This is a genomic window from Pantoea sp. GW821-FHT03E06, from assembly GCF_059420725.1.
In genome coordinates this window covers 2262887-2280927 of sequence record NZ_JBWKUG010000001.1, presented here as the reverse complement: position 1 = coordinate 2280927, position 18041 = coordinate 2262887, and the positions used below count along the sequence as shown (strand labels likewise).

Sequence of the window (18041 nt, the reverse complement as noted above, 5' to 3'; positions counted from 1 at the left end):
CATGGCGTAGTGCCCATCAGTTAGCGTGAAACGGTCACCATGAATGGTGACTCTACGTGGATATAGCCGGGTTTTCGTAGGGTGCGCATTTATGCGCACCTGCACAAAGAGGCCTTTTTTTGCTTAAGAGAGCGGCATTACGCCATTCATGGCGACCTCTTGAACTCACTTACCCTTCAACTTTCACCGCAGCTGCACTGGCTACAGCACGCGCAATCGCCTCATCGGTGGTTTCACCGGTTGCTAACGCAACGCCCAAACGACGCTGACCTGCAATTTCCGGCTTACCAAACAGACGCAGCTGCAAGCCTGCACCCAGCGCGGCTTCGATATTGACGAACTGCACGTTGTGGCTGTTGAGCTCTGGCAAGATCACCGCCGAAGCGGCTGGGCCATATTGACGAATACCGCCAATCGGCAAGCCAAGGAAGGCGCGGACATGCAGTGCGAACTCCGACAGATCTTGTGAAATCAGCGTCACCATGCCGGTGTCATGCGGACGCGGTGATACTTCGCTGAACACCACTTCATCACCACACACAAACAGCTCTACGCCAAACAGACCATAGCCACCGAGCGCTTTCACCACATTAGCAGCAATATCCTGCGCGCGTTGAAGCGCCAGCTCGCTCATCTGCTGCGGCTGCCAGGATTCACGGTAATCGCCATCTTCCTGGCGGTGACCAATCGGGGCGCAGAAATGGATGCCGTCAACCGCGCTAATGGTAAGCAGGGTGATTTCAAAATCAAACTTCACCACACCTTCAACGATTACGCGACCGGCACCGGCACGTCCGCCTTGCTGCGCATAATCCCAGGCTTTGTCCAGCTGACTGGCTTCACGGATGAAGCTCTGGCCTTTACCGGAGGAGCTCATCACCGGTTTTACGATGCACGGGAATCCAATCGCGTGGGCGGCGGCGACAAAGTTCTCTTTACTGTCGGCAAACTGATACGACGAGGTTGGCAGAGACAGCTCTTCCGCTGCCAAACGACGAATACCTTCGCGATTCATGGTCAGGCGTGCGGCGCGGGCCGTCGGCACCACTTTCTGGCCCTGCGCTTCCAGTTCCAGCAATTTTTCGGTAGCGATCGCCTCAATTTCAGGTACCACAAAATGCGGCTTTTCCTGGGCGATTAACGCGGCAAGCGCCTCGCCATCCAGCATATTGATCACGTGGCTACGATGCGCAACGTGCATGGCGGGCGCATCGGCATAACGATCCACTGCGATCACTTCTACACCGAGACGTTGGCACTCCAGCGCCACCTCTTTGCCTAATTCACCTGAACCTAACAGCATGACACGCGTGGCGGCAGGGCGCAGCGCGGTTCCGAGAGTTGTCATAATTTCACCTTAGCAGTCAAAATGCGCGCGCAGTATAAACGAAAACGTTTGCGTACTCACGCTTTCGCCATCATCAGGTTTGCCATACTTTTCCCGCTCTGACGTTATCTGACACAAGCTGCGGCAGCATGGAGAGCGAAAACTTAAACAGGAGTTAAACGATGAGCAATTGGCTGCAGCAAATTCAATCGGTGTTGGCGAAAAAGGGTGGAGACGGAAAATCCGGCGGCTTAAGCGATATGCTAGCACCCGGCGCTTTGGGCGGATTGGCGGGATTGCTGGTCGGCAGCAAATCGACGCGCAAGCTACTGACTAAATATGGTGGCAAAGCGTTACTGGTGGGCGGCGGCGCGGCGGCCGGGGCTCTGCTGTGGAACAAATATAAGCAGCGCGTGCGTGAAACGCATCAGGACGACGCGGGATTTGGCCAGCTACAAACGCCAATGGATCAGCGTGCAGAGCGCTTAGTGACGGCGCTGGTCTTCGCGGCGAAGAGTGATGGGCACATCGACGATCGTGAACGCGCGGCGATTGAGCAGAACATTCATCAAGCGGGGTATGGCGCACAGGCTGAGGCGCTGATTCAGCAGGCGATGAATCGTCCACTCGATCCCAATTGGTTGGCGGCAGATGTGAAAAATGAAGAAGAAGCGCTGGAACTCTATTTCCTTAGCTGTGCGGCAATAGATGTTGACCACTTTATGGAGCGCAGCTATCTCTCCGCGCTGGGCGATGCGTTAAAAATCCCTCAGGATGTCCGCGATGGCATTCAACGCGATATTGAGGCTGAAAAAGCGGCATAATTCTGCGCGAAGGCTGCATGCGCGGCTTTCGCTTCTTCCTGGGTGGCAAAATCTGCAAGCAGCTTGGCATCGTGCGTGATTAGTGCCACGCTTGCTGGATATTGTCCTTCAGGGAGAAGAGTTTTATGAAGCAGCCATACGCGAAAAAAATCCCTCACGTAATGAATCTGCATGGCGACACGCGTACCGATAATTATCATTGGTTGCGCGATGACGAACGCGAAAATCCGGACGTGCTGGCTCACCTGCATGCTGAAAATGATTACGGACGGGCGATGATGGCGTCGCAGAGTCCATTACAAGATCGGGTATTGAAAGAGATCGTTGATCGCATTCCGCCGCAGGATCACTCAGTACCCTATGTGAAAAATGGTTATCGCTATCAAAGCCGTTATGAAGTCGGCAACGAATATCCGGCCTATTTCCGTCAGCCGATTGAGGCGCCCGCTGATGAGCCGTGGCAGCTGCTGCTTGATGGCAACCAGCGTGCCGCCCACAGCGATTTCTACACCATGGGCGCGCTGGCCATCACGCCGGACAATCAAGTGATGGCATTGGCAGAAGATTTCCTTTCACGACGCCAATACGGCATTCGTTTTCGCAATCTTGCCAGCGGTAGCTGGTATCCGGAAGTGCTGAACAACGCGTCATCCAGCGTTGCCTGGGCCAATGATTCCCGCACGCTTTATTACGTGCGCAAACATCCTAAAACGCTGCTGGCCTATCAGGTATGGCGCCACGAGCTAGGACACCCGCAGTCTGACGATCAGCTGGTGTATGAGGAGAAGGACGATACCTTCCATCTCAGCGTGCACAAAACCACCTCGGAACATTTCATCCTGATTGCTCTGTACAGCACCACAACCAGTGAGATTCTGCTGATCGACGCGGAATATCCAGATGCGCAGCCGCAGACGTTCTGTCCGCGTCGACGCGACCACGAATACAGCATCGATCACTACAACCACCAGTTTTATATCCGTTCAAATCGCGACGGCAAAAACTTCGGTCTCTATCGCAGCGCCTGGCTGGCGGAAGCACGCTGGCAATCGTTAATTCCCGCACGGGACCACGTGGTGTTGGAAGATTTCCAGTTATTCCGCCATTGGCTGGTCGTGGAAGAGCGGCAGCACGGCGTTAACACCTTGCGCCAGATCAACTGGGAAAGCGGGGAGAGCTTTGGGATCGCTTTTGACGATCCAGCCTATGTTACCTGGCTTGCCTATAACCCTTCCCCGGAAAGTGACACGCTGCGCTACGGCTATTCCTCGATGACGATGCCGACCACACTTTTTGAGCTCAATATGGAAACGGGCGATCGCCGCGTGCTGAAGAGGACGCCGGTGCCGGGCTTCAAATCTGAGGATTATAAAAGCGAACATTTGTGGATTACGGTACGCGATGGTACGGAAGTTCCGGTTTCACTGGTCTATCACCGTAAATATTTTCAGCGTGGCAACAATCCGCTGCTGGTTTACGGTTACGGTGCCTATGGCAGCAGTATGGATGCCAGTTTTGGCACCAGCCGTATTAGCCTGCTGGAGCGCGGCTTCGTTTACGCCATCATTCATGTGCGCGGCGGCGGTGAACTCGGTCAACAGTGGTATGACGGCGGCCGGCTGAAGAACAAGCTGAACAGCTTCACCGATTTCATTGATGTTACCGAAGCGCTGGTGGCGAAAGGCTATGGTAATCCACAGCGGCTCTATGCGATGGGCGGCAGCGCGGGTGGATTATTGATGGGCGGGGTGGTGAATATGGCACCCGATCTGTTCCATGGCGTGGTGGCGCAGGTGCCGTTTGTGGATGTGGTCACCACAATGCTTGATCCTTCGATTCCCCTCACCACCGGTGAATACGACGAGTGGGGCAATCCCGAGCAGGCGGAATTTTACCATTACATCCTTCAATACAGCCCGTATGACAATATTGAGGCTAAAGCCTATCCGCATCTGCTGGTTACCACCGGCCTGCACGATTCGCAGGTACAGTATTGGGAACCCGCCAAGTGGGTAGCGAAGATGCGTGAGCTTAAAACCAATGACTCACTGCTGCTGCTGTGTACCGAGATGGATTCGGGTCACGGCGGGAAATCGGGCCGTTTCAAAGCTTATGAAGGTGTGGCGCAGGAATTTACTTTCCTGATTGGCCTGGCACAGGGTAGCTTGCCAGACCGCGCCGATTACTGATCGCTTTTCACGTACTTGCGCAGCGCCTGCCGTAATGGTGGGCGCAAATCGCGTACATTTTCCAGCACCCAGCGCAGATAGCCCGGATCTTTGCGCGCGATGCTGCCGATACTCTGCCCGCGATATTTCCCGAACGGGAACACATCACCACTTACGGCTGCCGGCTGGCACAAGTTCGCCATCTGCTCGGCATTCCAGCCAGACGTTTCCATAATGCGGATCAGTAGCGCGGCGGTGACGTAGCAGTCATACAACGCGCGGTGCGCATGCAGATCGGCGGGTGGCGTCACGTCAAGCTTCAGGCTATGACGCAATGCCTGATTACCGTATTTAATCCCTGGCCACAGCTGACGTGCCAGCGTCATGGTGCAGATCCATTCGCCTGGCATGGTTGGCAGCATGCGGCGATCAAAACTGGCATTGTGCGCCACGTAATGTGCAGCGCCGTGATAGCGGCCAATCGCTTCTTCAATGGTAGGCTTGCCAACCACCATCGCTTCAGTGATGCGATGCACCGCCATGGCCTGGCGACCGATCGGGCGATCCGGACAGATCAAATCACTCATTGGATTAACGATTTGGCCGTTAATGACATCAACCGATGCCACTTCAACCACGCCACCCTGTAAGCCACAGGTTTCGGTATCAATAACACGTAACATAGATTACTTCTGCTTAGGTTCGTAGGGCAGGCGTGACAAGCTGAGCGAGGCCTGGCGATAGTGCATTAGACGTTGACGAAACCATTCACGCAGCGCTTCGGGTTGTTCGCGCTCCACCATTTCGGCAACCACCGGCATATTGTAGCGCTCTTTAAAGGCGACGCCTGCGGCAGCCAGATCGACATTCACTTTATCTTTCTCTTCCTGCGAGAGCAGGGCAAGGTTTTGGCTCATGTATTTCTCCTGATAAACAGGGGCAAAAGTAATGGTTTCGCCGCGCTGGATCAAGGAGATTGGATCGCACCGCAAGTCTCGACACCTGCAGATCGGCGGCGTATCCTGCTGCCACGTTTGCGGTGTGTTGCCGCACTTAAAAGGGAAGAAGTGATGAAGAAAACCGCGTTAAGCCGTGTTATGGCGCTGTTGCTGGCGTCATCAACGCTCACCATTAGTCAGTTTGCGCTGGCTCATGCTCATCTTAAAACCCCGGTGCCAGCGGATAAAGCCGTGGTTAATAGCTCCCCACAGAATCTGACGCTGACCTTTACCGAAGATGTTGAAGTGGCCTTTAGCGGCGTGGAAGTGCTTAACGCGCAGCATCAGCCGGTTGCAGTGGAAAAAGCCAAACTCAATGATAAGCAGCATGATCAGCTGATTGTACCGATCGCCCAACCGCTGCCATCAGGTAGCTATCAGGTTAACTGGCATGTGCTGTCTGTCGATGGCCATAAAACCAAAGGCAGCTATAGCTTCAGCGTGAAGTAATTGATGAGTTTGACCACGCTGTGGATAAGCTTGCGGGCGCTGCATTTTATGGCGCTCTTGTTGCTTGCCGGCAGCGCGTTTTATACCGCTCTGCTGGCACCGCTACGCTATCGCTCTTTGCTGGCGCAGCATTTAGGGTTGATATTAGCGAGCAGTGCGGTACTGAGTTTGCTTAGCAGCGTGCTGATGCTGGCGACGCAAACCGGCTTAATGAGCGGCGATTGGCGTAACATCAGCGATCCTGACACATGGCAAGCAGTGCTACAAACGCGCTTTGGCGTGGTTTGGCGTTGGGAAATTGGCTTCGCACTGCTCAGCGCACTGTCATTACTGCTAAAAGGCACGCTTCGCCAGAAGATGCTATTGCTCAGTAGCCTATTGCAGCTTATCGCTTTAGCCGGTGTGGGCCATGCGGCAATGCGCGATAGTTGGGCTGGTGTGCTACAGCAGGCTAACCACGCGCTGCATCTGATTGCCGCCGCATTCTGGGCTGGGGGTTTAGTGCCTTTGTTGCTGCTGATGCGAGACGCTCGGCACACTGCATTTCGCCGCGATGCAATCCGCTGCATGATGCGTTTTTCGCGCTACGGGCACCTTGCGGTGGCGCTGGCGCTGCTCACCGGCATTATGAATAGTTTGTTGATTGCAGGTTCACCGCTGAATTGGCAAGCCACGCTATGGAGCGAGCTATTGGTGGCGAAAGTCTTGCTGGTGATGCTGATGGTTTTGATCGCGCTGGTTAACCGTTATCTTTTGGTTCCGCGTTTTCGCCTCGCAACCAGTGATGCATCACCGCTGTTTATCCGCCTGACGCAGCTTGAGCTGCTGCTGGCAGTGGGCGTTATCGGGTTAGTGAGCGTGTTCGCCACGCTGTCACCGGCCTGAATGTGTAATTAAAGAAGATGAAACGAGGTTGATATTTTGCTGAAGAAATTGATTCCAGCTGGCGTATTGATGGCGCTGTGTGGCCAGGCGATGGCTGCACAGATTATTACCGTCAGCCGCTTTGAGATTGGTAAAGATAAATGGCCGTTTACCCGCGAAGAAGTGATGCTCACGTGTGAAAAAGATGGTGCACTATTCGCTATTAACCCCAGCACGCTGTTGCAGTATCCGCTTAACGATATTGCCTATGCGCGCAAAACTGCTGGACAAGGTACGCTGCAATCCATTGATACCATTGTTGCTGACGATAAAGCGCACCCGGGGCAGAAAATGAGCCTGCAGCCGATTGTCGATCGTGCTCAGCAGCTGTGTGGTAAGTAATCCTTTCTTTATCAGGCGTAGCGCACAGTTTTGTCGCTGCGCTTGTTCTCCCGTTCTGTCAGCACGATCACAGAGTTGACAGCTTTCCTTACCAATCGTGACGATTGGCTGGAAATTAATCACTCGTGGTCTACCTTTAAATGGCAAGGCGTCCTCGCCTGCAAAAATGCCAACTTTTAGCGCACGGCTCTCAAAGAGCCATTTCCCTGGACCGAATATAGGAATCGTATTCGGTCTTTTTTTATGGTTTTGATATATAACGATAAAAGATTAAGTGTCCGAAAATTTTCCGAATAACTGATATCCGGTCTAACTCCTCACGCAATCCTGGCCACGTTAGCATTTCCACACTCACTTCTTCGCTGATTTTTTTATTTCATCTCCCCACAAGATCCGACTGGTGCTCAGTGCTTATGGTTTTGACTTTTGTTAACCATTTGCCTGATGCGCTAGGCTTACCTTTAAACAGCCTTCTACACTTAAATCTCAGAGCAACATAAGGAGGAGATATGTCTGACCGACCGATTGAAGCTGATGAGCTTGACGATGATTCTAAGGCTAAACAAGATGAGCACGACAAGGATGACGAGAGCTTAGCCCCTGAGTCAGGAGATAAGCAGCCTGACTGACAATAAAACCCACCTCTCGGTGGGTTTTATCACTTAAAGGTGCCGTCAATCCACGCAGAGTAAGCCGTAACCGGTATCCGTTTTAGTAAACTTATTTAATATCGTGGATAGCTAGCGGGCTCAATGAACGAATATTTTGCTAGATGTATTCGCCTGTTGAGCGGGGAAGCATTTGAATTCATTTTTCCGCACAAAATTTGCATGCAAAACGTAGCCGCTTTTTTGCTCTAAGCAAAAATATAAAATATTTCCGCTTGCTTGTGCTGAGGATACATGCGTTAATGCTTCGTCGGTCTGAATAGCAGACAGTTAGAAGGTTAGTTCCCATTGTATTTCTCATCCCAGTTAGTGCCGCTTCAAGCCCTTTCTCTTGAGTCTTATCCTAAGTTCTGATTCGTATCTGCAACTCGGCCCTTAACGCCAATAGGCTCATTTAAAAGGTAAAAATTATGTCTAATAAAATTCTTGGAACGGTAAAATGGTTCAACTCTGAAAAAGGCTTCGGCTTTATTTCTCCTGAAAATGGCAGCAAGGACGTTTTCGTCCACTTCTCAGCCATCCAGGGTACTGATTATCGCTCACTTGATGAAGGTCAGCGTGTTGAGTTTTCAGTTGAAGATGGTCCAAAAGGCCCGTCAGCAACAAACGTATTAGGTCTGTAATTATTCGCATTTATCATCGTTTAAGATGTCCGCATTGCCAGGGTTCACAATATCGCACCTCAGCGTTCGATATTACTAAAATGAATCCCCATGGTGCTAAATGCATTTTCTGCAAATCATCAATGATTGTGTTGAAAGCTGCATAATAACGGATATTCTCCCCTGACTTTTAGTAGGGGTTATCAGGCGATTGCCTGATACCAGCATCGCTAGCACTGCTTAGGCAGTGCTTTTTTTATGTAAAAAATCCACGTTTATGAACCAATCCCCGCGTCGTCTTTGGCATGATTGCGCACTGTTTAGCCTGACCATTACGGTTAGCAGCGAAAGTTGGATGCTAGCGCATGGTCACACAATTATCGACATTAGTGATATTGGCAGCATGAACAGTGCGGGCAAATAGCTGCAGTCAACAGGTGTGAAAAATGGTATAACGTTGGCGCATCCGTTTTATGGTCGGCTAATAAGGATCTTTCATGGCAAACACACAATATCTTCTCTGGGTAATGATTGGCACATTAACTTTGCTTTGCATCTTTATTGGTGTCGTTGTTGGTCGGGCAAAAACGCCGCGTATCGGCGTAATGACATTCTCAGGTTTATTAGCCTTCTTCCTGCTGGCTATTTTCTTTATCACCCGTTAACGCGGTAGCCGCTATTTGCCACACTTAGCGTGTGGCAATTGACCTCAGTTATGAGGTTGAAGGGTGCAGAGTGGCACGGTGTTGCGCAATAAGTTGGTCTGCCAGATAACGGTCAGATTCATGCTGCGATATATAATATTCATACGGATCCTTTACACCTAAACTTTCGATATAATCAAGGTGCGCTTGTTTTATTTCCCGATTAATATATTGAACAACTTCCAGACCTAACTCATCGGCGTAAACAGGGGCTTTACTTTTTATCGTGCGGATCAAATCCGCGTTATTTTGCATAAAGGCTTCCAAGTCGATCTTATAATAATCTTTCATTGGCTCACTCCTTAAGAAATTACCGTCCTGAAAGTCTAGCAAAGGCCATAAAAATGATGTGGCTGAAGATGCCTGTTAGTGCATCTAACAAAACACAAAGATGATAATGATAGTTAATATCATTTAACTTGTTTGAATGCGTTTGAACACCTAAAGTAGCTGCCGTCCCTCACAGAGCTAACGCCTTTAATGAGCGCCGGAGATAAGCGCCGGAAGGGATTTCAACGGGGCTGCAGGATGCAGCCACGGTTGAAGTTTAGCGAGGTTTTCGTGCTGCCAGTAAAAACATCATGGGACGATCGCGCTCTTCTGCCAGTGCGGGATTCTGTTGTAACTGCTCGTCGCTCGGCCCCCATTCATCAAGGTGAACGATTTCAAATCCTGCGCCAATCAGCGCATTAACCCAGGTCGCCAGTTTGCGGTGCTGTTTTTTTACGCCATCGGCAAACCAGTTGCTAATGCGTTCTCCTTCCTGCTGATAGTGGTTTACCGGCCAGCTGCGCTGCTGCTTGTCATCCAAAATCCATTGCTGTTGCGTTGGCGCGGTATAAATCGGGTGCTCACATGAAAACACCAACATTCCGTCCGGCGCTAATGCATTAAAAAGCGTGGCGAAAAGCGCATCAATGTTGATGAGGTAATGCAGGGCAAGTGAGCTATAGGCGAGATCGAAGGTTTCACTGAGCTGCAGCGTTTCCAAATCGGCGCGCTGATAGCGAATGCCGGCACCTAGCGTCATCTTCGCGGCTTTTTCCAGCATTTTCTCTGAAACATCCAGCCCCAGCACGTCACGCGCGCCTTGCTGTTGTGCATAGCGGCAAAACCAACCATAGCCGCAGCCTAAATCAAGAATGTGCTTATCAAGCAAATCGGGAAGCAAAGCGCGTAAGGCTGGCCATTCTGGCGCGCCTTCTAATCCGTGAACGGAACGGGGCAGAGTGGCATAACCGGCAAAAAAATCAGGATCGTCGTAAATATTCTGGCTCATAAAAGCTCCTTTATATGATGCGCAAAGGAGTTTAGGCGTTTGGGGACGAATGTAAAGTCAGGTAACTATCCCACCAGTAACAAATGCACCAAACGAGCGAGTGACTCCAGCAGCAGCAGGCTACCGATAAAGATGACAACTAATACACCAATGAATTGTTTACGGCCGCTCATGCTGTTCCCTCCGCTGGCAAACCTCACCGGACTATACTTTATTCCGGGTTCACTAAACTTCCATTCAACCGGGGAAGATTACATGCTTTATCAAACGATACGTGCCCAAATGTGGCGAAAAATTTGGGTGGTAGGCGATTTACACGGTTGCCGCGCCCAACTTGATGCACAGCTTCTGCAGCGCGATTTTGATAAGCAGCAGGATCTCTTACTTTCGGTTGGCGATTTGATCGATCGCGGGTCAGATAGCCCGGGCTGTTTACAGCTGCTGCAGGAGCCGTGGTTTCGCTGCGTGCGGGGTAACCATGAGCAGATGGCGCTCGCGGCCCTGGAAGGAAAAGATCAGACGTTATGGATGATGAACGGCGGTGACTGGTTTTGGCAGTTGAAGGGAGCCAGCTTAATTGCGGCGAGACATGCATTGAAGCGCTGCGCCGAATTACCCCTCATTCTGCATCTGGATTTGGGGCATCGCGTTGTAGTGATTGCGCATGCTGATTATCCTGCCAGTCACTATGTGCTAGGGCAGGATGTTGATTGGCAACAGGTGGTATGGAGCCGGGAACGCTTGGGGCACCATCAGCGCGGACGTTCTGCCAACATTGAGGGTGCCAGCGACTTTTATTTCGGCCACACGCCACTGGAACAGCCGCTAAACATCGCAAATCAGCACTATATCGATACCGGCGCGGTATTTGGTAATCACCTCACGCTAGTACAGCTGCAATAACGCTTAGCGGAAAAGACGCCCGTCACGCACCAGCTCACGCGGATAGCTATTTTTAATCCGATTGCCGACCTTTTTCGCCAATCCCAACGGTTGCTGCTGATAGGTGACGATCACTTCATCGCGATTTGGCAACGTATCGGGATGGATATCCTGACCGCGATACCAGGTCTCCGCTTCTGCATCTGTGAGTGCAAATTCCAGTTCACTACCGGGCTGTGATAACGCGACGACAGCTTCATGTTGCCACCGATAACCTTTCGGAAAGGTCTCCGCCAGCTTGAGGCCGATGCGCGAGAAGCGTACTTTACCCAGCCAGCTTTCCAGAGCCGAGGGGAACAGCCACAGCTCTTTGTCACGTTGCCACAACGTGTGGTTCTCATCCCAATGCAAGCCCACTTTTGCTGCAGCCTGTTGCACTTCCGCGCTTAGCTTACGGCTACAGGGCGAGAAAGGCAGTTTGCCGACCTTATAGGTGGGGGCAGGCAACGCGGGAAGGCGGGCGGTTTTACGCAGGCGCGCAACAAAGAAACCTTCGCTATCGAAGATCTGCGGGAAAACGTGCAGGAATCCTTCCGGTGTCGATGCCTGTTCCGCGCCGGCAAACAGACCATTAAGTGGGACGATTTCTACTGCGTCGGGATAACGCTGTTGCAACCAGTGAATGACCTGTTGGTTTTCGATCTGATTCAGCGTGCAGGTGGAGTAGATCAGCGTACCGCCAGGCTGCAACGCGTGGAAAGCGCTATCGATGAGATCGCGCTGGGTATCAGCGATCGCTTCGGTACTGGCCAGCGACCAGTTGCGCAAGGCGTCAGCATCTTTGCGCACCACGCCTTCGCCGGAGCAGGGCGCATCCAGCAGAATGGCATCGAAGCGTTCCGGTAGCGCCGCACCAAATACGCGTCCATCGAAATGGGTAAGCGCCACGTTGCTCACGCCGCAGCGGCTAATGTTGGCGTGCAATACCTTAACGCGACTGGCGGAATATTCATTAGCCAGAATGGCACCCTCATTGCGCATCAGCGCGGCCATCTGCGTGGTTTTGGATCCTGGCGCCGCAGCCACATCCATCACCTGACGCGCGTCCGGCGCGGCATCAAACAGCGCGGTGACCGGCAGCATCGAACTGGCTTCCTGAATGTAGAAAAGTCCGCTGAGGTGTTCCGCGACACTACCCAGCGGCAGCGATTCATCGTCACGCTCAATCCAGAAGCCTTCGGCACACCATGGAATGGGCGATAAGCGCCAGCCATAATCGGCAGTGCGTGCCAGAAAATCGGCGACGCTAATTTTTAAGGTATTAACACGTAAGCTGCGGCGCAGCGGTTGCTGGCTGATGGCGAGAAAACGTTGCAGTTCGGCTTCGTCAGCAAGGCTTACACGCATAAGCGTGAGAAAATCTTCAGGAAAGCGATCGGACACGAGCATCTACCGGAAAACAAAATGAGCGCGAAGTGTAACACGCTAAAAAGAATCGGGCAGCCAGGCTGCCCGATTTGCTTAAGGTTGATTAGGATCCGGAATTGCCGTGCCCCAATTGCGCCACTCTTTTGGCGCTTCATCCTGCAGCAGGAAGTGCTTGTTGGCGCCGGCCTGTGGTGCTAACGGCACCGTTGGCGGCGTCGCAAACTGCACGCCGCCACGAATGAACTGCTGGAAAGTACCGGTTTTCAGTACGCCGCCAATCAGGCCGAAATCAAAGTTATAACCGGACGCCAGCCAGAACACCGAGTTGTTACGCACCAGATGTTGGTATTTCTTGCTGATGCGCAGGGCGATTTGCACACGATCCGCCATGTTACCCAGCGAGGTACCGGTAACGGTGCCAACCTCGACGCCACGGAACAGCACAGGTGTACCTACCGATAGCGAGCCGGCTTCGGCGGCATCAACGTAAATGGTCAGGCCGTTGAGGTAGCGTGAATCGGTGATGGTGCTTTCCTGCAGTTCAAACGTACGTGCGGGTGCACCTTTGCCCGGGTCGACGTTAACGTAAGGCTGCAGCAGCGTTTCCAGATGATTAACACCCGCCGGAGAAATCTCAGGTGACACCACCGAGAAACGGCTGCCGATACGCGCGAAATCCTGCACGTACTCCGGATAAAGTACCGCTTTTGCCACCACCTGATTGTTATCCGCACTCAGAGCCAGCGATTCAACCTGACCGATGTTAATGCCGAGATAACGAATCGGCATCCCGGCCGCCAGTTTGCTGGCATCAAAAGTATGTAAGGTGATCTGGCTGCCGACGGCACGCGCCGCGGTTTCTGATGGATAAAGCACACGTTTCACGCCTTTCGCTGCCTGCGCGCCGGTGAGATTATCGAAGCTGATGGCCCCTTTCAGCGCCCGGTTGAGCGGCGAAGCCTGCACGGTTAAGCCGCTACCGTTGAGTTGGACTTTTGCACCGCCTTCGGCCCAGAACACGCTCTCACTGGTCAGTAACTTGCGATACTGCGGTTGGATGTGAATTGAGATTTCAAAGGCATCTGTGCGCGGTACGACATCAACCACTTCACCGACCTGGAATTTACGATAAAGCAGCACCGATCCCGCCTGCACGTCCGGCAAACTGTTAGCAGTGAGTTTCAGCGTAGTCGGTGGCTGCTCTCCGACAATGCCTTCTTCCGCACGTTCTGCGTCGGCATATAAAGGGTAACGGTTTGATGGGTTACCTTTCGCGCCCGGGATCAGGCGAATTCCGCCATCGACCCATTCGCGCGCGCTCGCGCCCAGCACCTGCATCCCATCGAGGCCAAACTTCACGTCGAGGCGGCTATTCACCACAAATTTACTGTCAGCGTGGACCAGCTGACGGTGTTCCGGATTGATAGCCGCCACAAAACTGATGCCGTCTTCGTCCAGAGAGCGTGAGATGACCTGGCCAATCTTCATGCCGTACAGCATGACTGGCTGACCAGCATCAATACCATAGGTTTCCGGTGCACTCAGTTTAACCGTGAGCACATCCGGTTTCTGCAGCAGGGTTTCGCTGGCGGGCAGCACGGTGAAATGATCCTGTGGCTCACCTTCGCCGGGGACCAGTTCAAAGGTGTTGCCCGTCAACAGACTACTCAAATTGGTGTCAGTCAGGCTGATTTTAGGGGTGCGCATCTCGATACGCGTCCCGCTGCGCATCAGGCCGGTTACCGAAGGATCCACCGTCAGTTCGCCCGTGACTTTGCCGCCATCCAGCAGATTAAGTTTGGTTAAGGTGCCGACTTCCAATCCCTGATACATCAGCGGCGTACTGTCTGCTTTAAGGTTGTTGCCGCTCGGCAAATCCAGCTGGACCTGCACGCCTCGCTGGCTTCGAGCCAGATCGGGATAGAGTTGATAGGTTTCATCAACCTTGGCCTGCTGGCCGTCATTCGGCGAATCGAAGGCAATCGCGCCATTGACCAACGCGGCTAAACTCTCCAGCTTCACTTTGGCACCGCTCAGGCTGACATCCGCATCTACGCCCGAGACATTCCAGAAGCGGCTCTGCTTCTTCACCAGATTGATAAAGCGACGCTCAATCAGCACATCGATAGTTACCCCATCGGTGCTGTTATTCAGGCTGTAATCATAAACACGGCCTACCGGAATTTTGCGGTAATAGACCAAAGAACCGGTGTTGAGCGAACCCAGATCCGGCGCGCGCAAGTGGATCAGGAGTTCACCGGTATTGACGCGATATTTCGGTTGGGTATCAAGCGCAGTGAAGTGATCGCTCTCTTTACCTTTGCCCGGCATCATACCGATGTAGTTACCGCCTACCAGAGCATCAAGCCCGGACACGCCTGCCAGCGATGCCTTTGGCGTGACGAGCCAGAACTGGGTGTCTTCACGCAGCGCATCACGCATATCGCTTTTGATACTGGCCTTAATCTGGATGCTGCGATAATCATCGCTCAGCACGATGCCTTGCACCGTGCCCACTTCCACACCTTGATAACGGATCGGCGTACGACCCGGCACAATCCCATCGGCGGTCTGGAAGTTTATGGTGATCGTCGTACCGCGCTCCTGATAATTGGTCCATAGCAGCCAGCCAGCAATCAGCAGGGCGATAATAGGCAATAACCAGAACGGCGAAATCTTGCGCTTATTGCGCAGATTGGCGCTAGTCGGTGTAGTCGGCGTTTCCTGTTGCATGTGCATCCCAGATCAGGCGGCTATCAAGCCACTCTACAGCCATAATGGTCAGGATCACGGCGGAGCCAAAATAGAAGGCGGCCGGTCCCATGGTAAAAGCCAGAAGCTGATCGCGATTGACCAGCGACATGGTTAACGCAATGACAAACAGATCCAGCATCGACCAGCGGCCCACCCAGGTTACGGCGCGCAGCAGACGAATGCGGGTTTTTATGCCCTGTTCGCATTTGAAATGGATGCTGAGTAGCAAGGTCAACATCACTAACACTTTGGTAAACGGCACCAGAATACTGGCGATAAACACCACTGCAGCAACGGGCACATTCCCGGATGCCAAACCAAGAATACCGGAGAAGATGGTATCTTCGCGACGCGCCCCGTTAACGTAAACCACTGAGATCGGTAACAGGTTGGCGGGGATCAGCAGCACAATCGAGGCAATCAACGCGGACCAGGATTTCTGCAGACTGTGGCGGCGGCGATAATCAAGTGGCGTGTGACAACGTGTGCAGCGGCCTCGCTCATCGGGTGTGCCAGTTTGATGGCAATTAAGGCATACCTGCCACTCTTCCGGCGGCGAGGTCGGCATGGATTGGGGATAATAGTGTTCCCATAGCTGCTCAACGTTAAGATGAATCAGCGTCAGCAGGCTCAGCACCGTCAGTGCGATATAGGCCACTAAACCATAACCGACTTCCAGCGCGGCATAATCCTGCACCTTTATCGACGCCACTGCCACGCCGACCAGATAGATATCCAGCATCACCCACTCTTTCAGCTTATCCAGCATCAAGAGCACCGGGCGAAGATTCATGCCGAGGGCGTTGCCGATCCATAAATAAATAATGCCAGCTACCAGCGTGACCGGCGCGCCAATGGTACAAAACGCCACCATTGAGGCGGTGAGGGTATTGCCCTGCTGCGCCATCTGAATCACGCCTTCCAGCAGGCTGGCATTAATTCGCATGCCGAGCAGGCGGATATCCACCAACGGCAAGCTGAAGGCGAAGGGCATTAACACGATCATCACCACCGCCATGGCGGTGAGGCGCGTCATTGACCAATCACGACCACTTTGGATTTGAGCATGACAGCGGGGACAGTAGGCTGTCTGATGCGATTTCACATCCGGTAAGGAAAAAAGGGTATCGCATTGCGGACAACGCTGATAACGTGCGTGGGGCAACGTCTGGCTGATAGCGTGAATTTTCATAGGTGACGCAAGTGCCCATCGTTCGTTACGGTTACCGGCATGCTGAGCAGAGCAAATCTGCCTGCAACATTCAGTGGTACAAGAATAGTCTTATCCACCGAATGCTAAGGGTATAGTAACTAACAGAATGATTCACCTGATGCGCCTGGATTATTAGTGCTTATTTTAACAACTGAGTGACAGTAAGGTCACCCCAGTGATGAGTTATGGTTAAACAATGAACAAAAAAGCTTTTTACGAGGATTTGAATCGCGATGTCCGCGCCTTGTTGGCGGGTGAAACCTCGTTCCTGGCCGCGCTCGGCAACTGCAGTGCGCTGCTATTTGAACGCCTCGAGGGCGTGAATTGGGCAGGATTCTATTTGCTTACTGAGCCGAATACGCTGGTACTGGGGCCCTTTCAGGGCAAAATTGCCTGTGTGCGTATTCCGGTGGGCAAAGGCGTGTGCGGTACGGCGGTGGCCGAAGACAAAGTGCAGCTTGTTGAAGACGTGCATGCATTTCCTGGACACATTGCCTGTGACGCAGCCAGCAATGCAGAAATCGTGATTCCTCTGAAAGTAAATGGCACCCTCGTAGGTGTTTTAGACATTGATAGTACGGTTTATTCTCGCTTCGATAGCGAGGATGAAGCGGGGCTGGTGGCCCTTACCGACGGGCTTTGTGAAGTGCTGGCGGGCAGCGACATCGTAAAATTTATTCAGCTGACGCACAGCTAATCGACTGGATCACATAGCATTTGGCGATGTTGTCATTATAATGTCGCCTGTTCATGCCTGCTCTGGTCGGCAAATCCGTTGTAATCAGGAAATTTCATGGAAAATCAACCTAAGTTGAATAGCAGTAAAGAAGTCATCGCCTTTTTGGCGGAGCGTTTTCCGCAATGCTTTAGCGCCGAAGGCGAGGCGCGTCCGCTCAAAATCGGCATTTTTCAAGATCTGGTCGAGCGTGTTCAAGGCGAACTGAGCCTGAGCAAGACGCAACTGCGTTCTGCCTTACGTCTATATACCTCTAGCTGGCGTTATCTTTATGGCATCAAAGCCGGTGCCATTCGTGTTGATCTCGACGGTAACGCCTGTGGCGTGCTGGATGAGCAACATGTAGAACATGCGCGCAAGCAACTGGAAGAAGCCAAAGCTCGCGTGCAGGCGCAGCGCGATCAGCAGAAAGCGAAAAAGCGTGAAGCCGGTGAAGAGACCGCTGAACGTCGCCCGCGTAAACCTGCTCCGCGTAAAGCTGCCGCAGGCGATGCGCCGCGTCAGCCACGTCCTCAGGCGCCGCGTGCGGCCACTGCCGAACGTAAGCCTGCGCAGCAGCCACGTGCTAAACCTGTCACTGATACCTCAACATTGCAACCCGGCCAGAATATCAAGGTGACTGCAGGCAAAGGTGCAATGGACGCTACCATTCTTGAAATCACCAAAGATGGCGTTCGGGTTCAGCTCGCTTCCGGCATGGCAATGATTGTGCGCGCAGAACATTTGCAGTTCTGAAACGGAG

Annotated in this window: 19 protein-coding genes; 11 read left to right on the top strand and 8 right to left on the bottom strand. The window is 52.7% G+C overall.

The features are described from left to right. Positions 1 to 169 precede the first annotated feature (169 nt). Positions 170 to 1348, bottom strand: a complete 1179-nt coding sequence (gene purT, locus AC07WB_RS10635) for a formate-dependent phosphoribosylglycinamide formyltransferase (RefSeq protein ID WP_400456066.1) — start codon at positions 1346 to 1348, stop codon at positions 170 to 172. 161 nt (positions 1349 to 1509) lie between these two features. Here purT and AC07WB_RS10630 point away from each other — a divergent pair, with 161 nt between their 5' ends. Then, positions 1510 to 2151, top strand: a complete 642-nt coding sequence (locus AC07WB_RS10630) for a tellurite resistance TerB family protein (protein ID WP_345829491.1) — start codon at positions 1510 to 1512, stop codon at positions 2149 to 2151. Between the two features lie 125 nt (positions 2152 to 2276). Then, positions 2277 to 4340: a prolyl oligopeptidase family serine peptidase gene (locus tag AC07WB_RS10625; RefSeq protein ID WP_097097083.1), complete on the top strand. Its 2064-nt coding sequence runs from the start codon at positions 2277 to 2279 to the stop codon at positions 4338 to 4340. On the opposite strand, the gene exoX is transcribed toward AC07WB_RS10625, so the two are convergent. Next, positions 4334 to 5002, bottom strand: a complete 669-nt coding sequence (gene exoX / locus AC07WB_RS10620; protein ID WP_097097084.1) for an exodeoxyribonuclease X — start codon at positions 5000 to 5002, stop codon at positions 4334 to 4336. The two genes, AC07WB_RS10625 and exoX, sit on opposite strands and share 7 nt — an antisense overlap. A gap of 3 nt (positions 5003 to 5005) precedes the next feature. After that, on the bottom strand, positions 5006 to 5236 hold the full coding sequence (locus AC07WB_RS10615) for a DNA polymerase III subunit theta (RefSeq protein ID WP_400456062.1): 231 nt from the start codon (positions 5234 to 5236) through the stop codon (positions 5006 to 5008). A 153-nt stretch (positions 5237 to 5389) separates the two neighbouring features. On the opposite strand from AC07WB_RS10615, the gene copC reads away from it, so the two are divergent. From copC to AC07WB_RS10585, 6 genes are all read left to right on the top strand, one after another. Then, entirely contained in the window at positions 5390 to 5767 is a 378-nt protein-coding gene (copC, locus tag AC07WB_RS10610) for a copper homeostasis periplasmic binding protein CopC (protein WP_400456060.1), read from the top strand. Positions 5768 to 5770: 3 nt separating this feature from the next. Then, positions 5771 to 6652, top strand: a complete 882-nt coding sequence (copD, locus tag AC07WB_RS10605; protein ID WP_494940459.1) for a copper homeostasis membrane protein CopD — start codon at positions 5771 to 5773, stop codon at positions 6650 to 6652. Positions 6653 to 6685: 33 nt separating this feature from the next. Beyond that, on the top strand, positions 6686 to 7033 hold the full coding sequence (locus AC07WB_RS10600) for a DUF2511 domain-containing protein (RefSeq protein WP_176519220.1): 348 nt from the start codon (positions 6686 to 6688) through the stop codon (positions 7031 to 7033). Between the two features lie 1078 nt (positions 7034 to 8111). Continuing rightward, on the top strand, positions 8112 to 8324 hold the full coding sequence (cspE, locus tag AC07WB_RS10595; RefSeq protein WP_007889586.1) for a transcription antiterminator/RNA stability regulator CspE: 213 nt from the start codon (positions 8112 to 8114) through the stop codon (positions 8322 to 8324). 2 nt (positions 8325 to 8326) lie between these two features. Next, positions 8327 to 8470 (top strand): cold shock small protein YmcF, encoded by a 144-nt coding sequence (gene ymcF, locus AC07WB_RS10590; RefSeq protein WP_097097704.1) that lies wholly within the window; start codon positions 8327 to 8329, stop codon positions 8468 to 8470. Between the two features lie 330 nt (positions 8471 to 8800). After that, positions 8801 to 8968, top strand: a complete 168-nt coding sequence (locus AC07WB_RS10585) for a hypothetical protein (RefSeq protein WP_176519171.1) — start codon at positions 8801 to 8803, stop codon at positions 8966 to 8968. 48 nt (positions 8969 to 9016) lie between these two features. Here the strand turns inward: AC07WB_RS10585 and AC07WB_RS10580 are convergent, their stop codons facing one another. Further along, positions 9017 to 9298 (bottom strand): DUF6388 family protein, encoded by a 282-nt coding sequence (locus tag AC07WB_RS10580; protein ID WP_345829499.1) that lies wholly within the window; start codon positions 9296 to 9298, stop codon positions 9017 to 9019. Between the two features lie 256 nt (positions 9299 to 9554). After that, complete coding sequence (locus AC07WB_RS10575) at positions 9555 to 10286, bottom strand: class I SAM-dependent methyltransferase (protein ID WP_494940458.1); 732 nt, start codon at positions 10284 to 10286, stop codon at positions 9555 to 9557. Positions 10287 to 10541: 255 nt separating this feature from the next. Between AC07WB_RS10575 and AC07WB_RS10570 the strand changes: the two genes are divergently transcribed. Continuing rightward, on the top strand, positions 10542 to 11189 hold the full coding sequence (locus AC07WB_RS10570) for a metallophosphoesterase (protein ID WP_494940457.1): 648 nt from the start codon (positions 10542 to 10544) through the stop codon (positions 11187 to 11189). Between the two features lie 3 nt (positions 11190 to 11192). On the opposite strand, the gene rsmF is transcribed toward AC07WB_RS10570, so the two are convergent. The 3 genes from rsmF to yebS all read right to left on the bottom strand — a co-directional run bounded on the left by rsmF (position 11193) and on the right by yebS (position 16542). After that, positions 11193 to 12617: a 16S rRNA (cytosine(1407)-C(5))-methyltransferase RsmF gene (gene rsmF, locus AC07WB_RS10565; protein ID WP_097097118.1), complete on the bottom strand. Its 1425-nt coding sequence runs from the start codon at positions 12615 to 12617 to the stop codon at positions 11193 to 11195. Between the two features lie 72 nt (positions 12618 to 12689). Then, a complete protein-coding gene (locus AC07WB_RS10560) occupies positions 12690 to 15329 on the bottom strand; it encodes a PqiB family protein (protein ID WP_097097119.1) in 2640 nt (879 codons plus the stop codon). Next, complete coding sequence (gene yebS / locus AC07WB_RS10555; protein WP_494940456.1) at positions 15298 to 16542, bottom strand: membrane integrity lipid transport subunit YebS; 1245 nt, start codon at positions 16540 to 16542, stop codon at positions 15298 to 15300. The genes AC07WB_RS10560 and yebS overlap by 32 nt, the downstream gene beginning before the upstream one ends. Before the next feature lie 217 nt (positions 16543 to 16759). On the opposite strand from yebS, the gene AC07WB_RS10550 reads away from it, so the two are divergent. Together AC07WB_RS10550 and proQ are read left to right on the top strand one after the other, a co-directional pair. Continuing rightward, positions 16760 to 17260: a GAF domain-containing protein gene (locus tag AC07WB_RS10550; protein WP_007889607.1), complete on the top strand. Its 501-nt coding sequence runs from the start codon at positions 16760 to 16762 to the stop codon at positions 17258 to 17260. A 96-nt stretch (positions 17261 to 17356) separates the two neighbouring features. Next, complete coding sequence (gene proQ, locus AC07WB_RS10545; RefSeq protein WP_097097122.1) at positions 17357 to 18034, top strand: RNA chaperone ProQ; 678 nt, start codon at positions 17357 to 17359, stop codon at positions 18032 to 18034. Positions 18035 to 18041 lie beyond the last annotated feature (7 nt).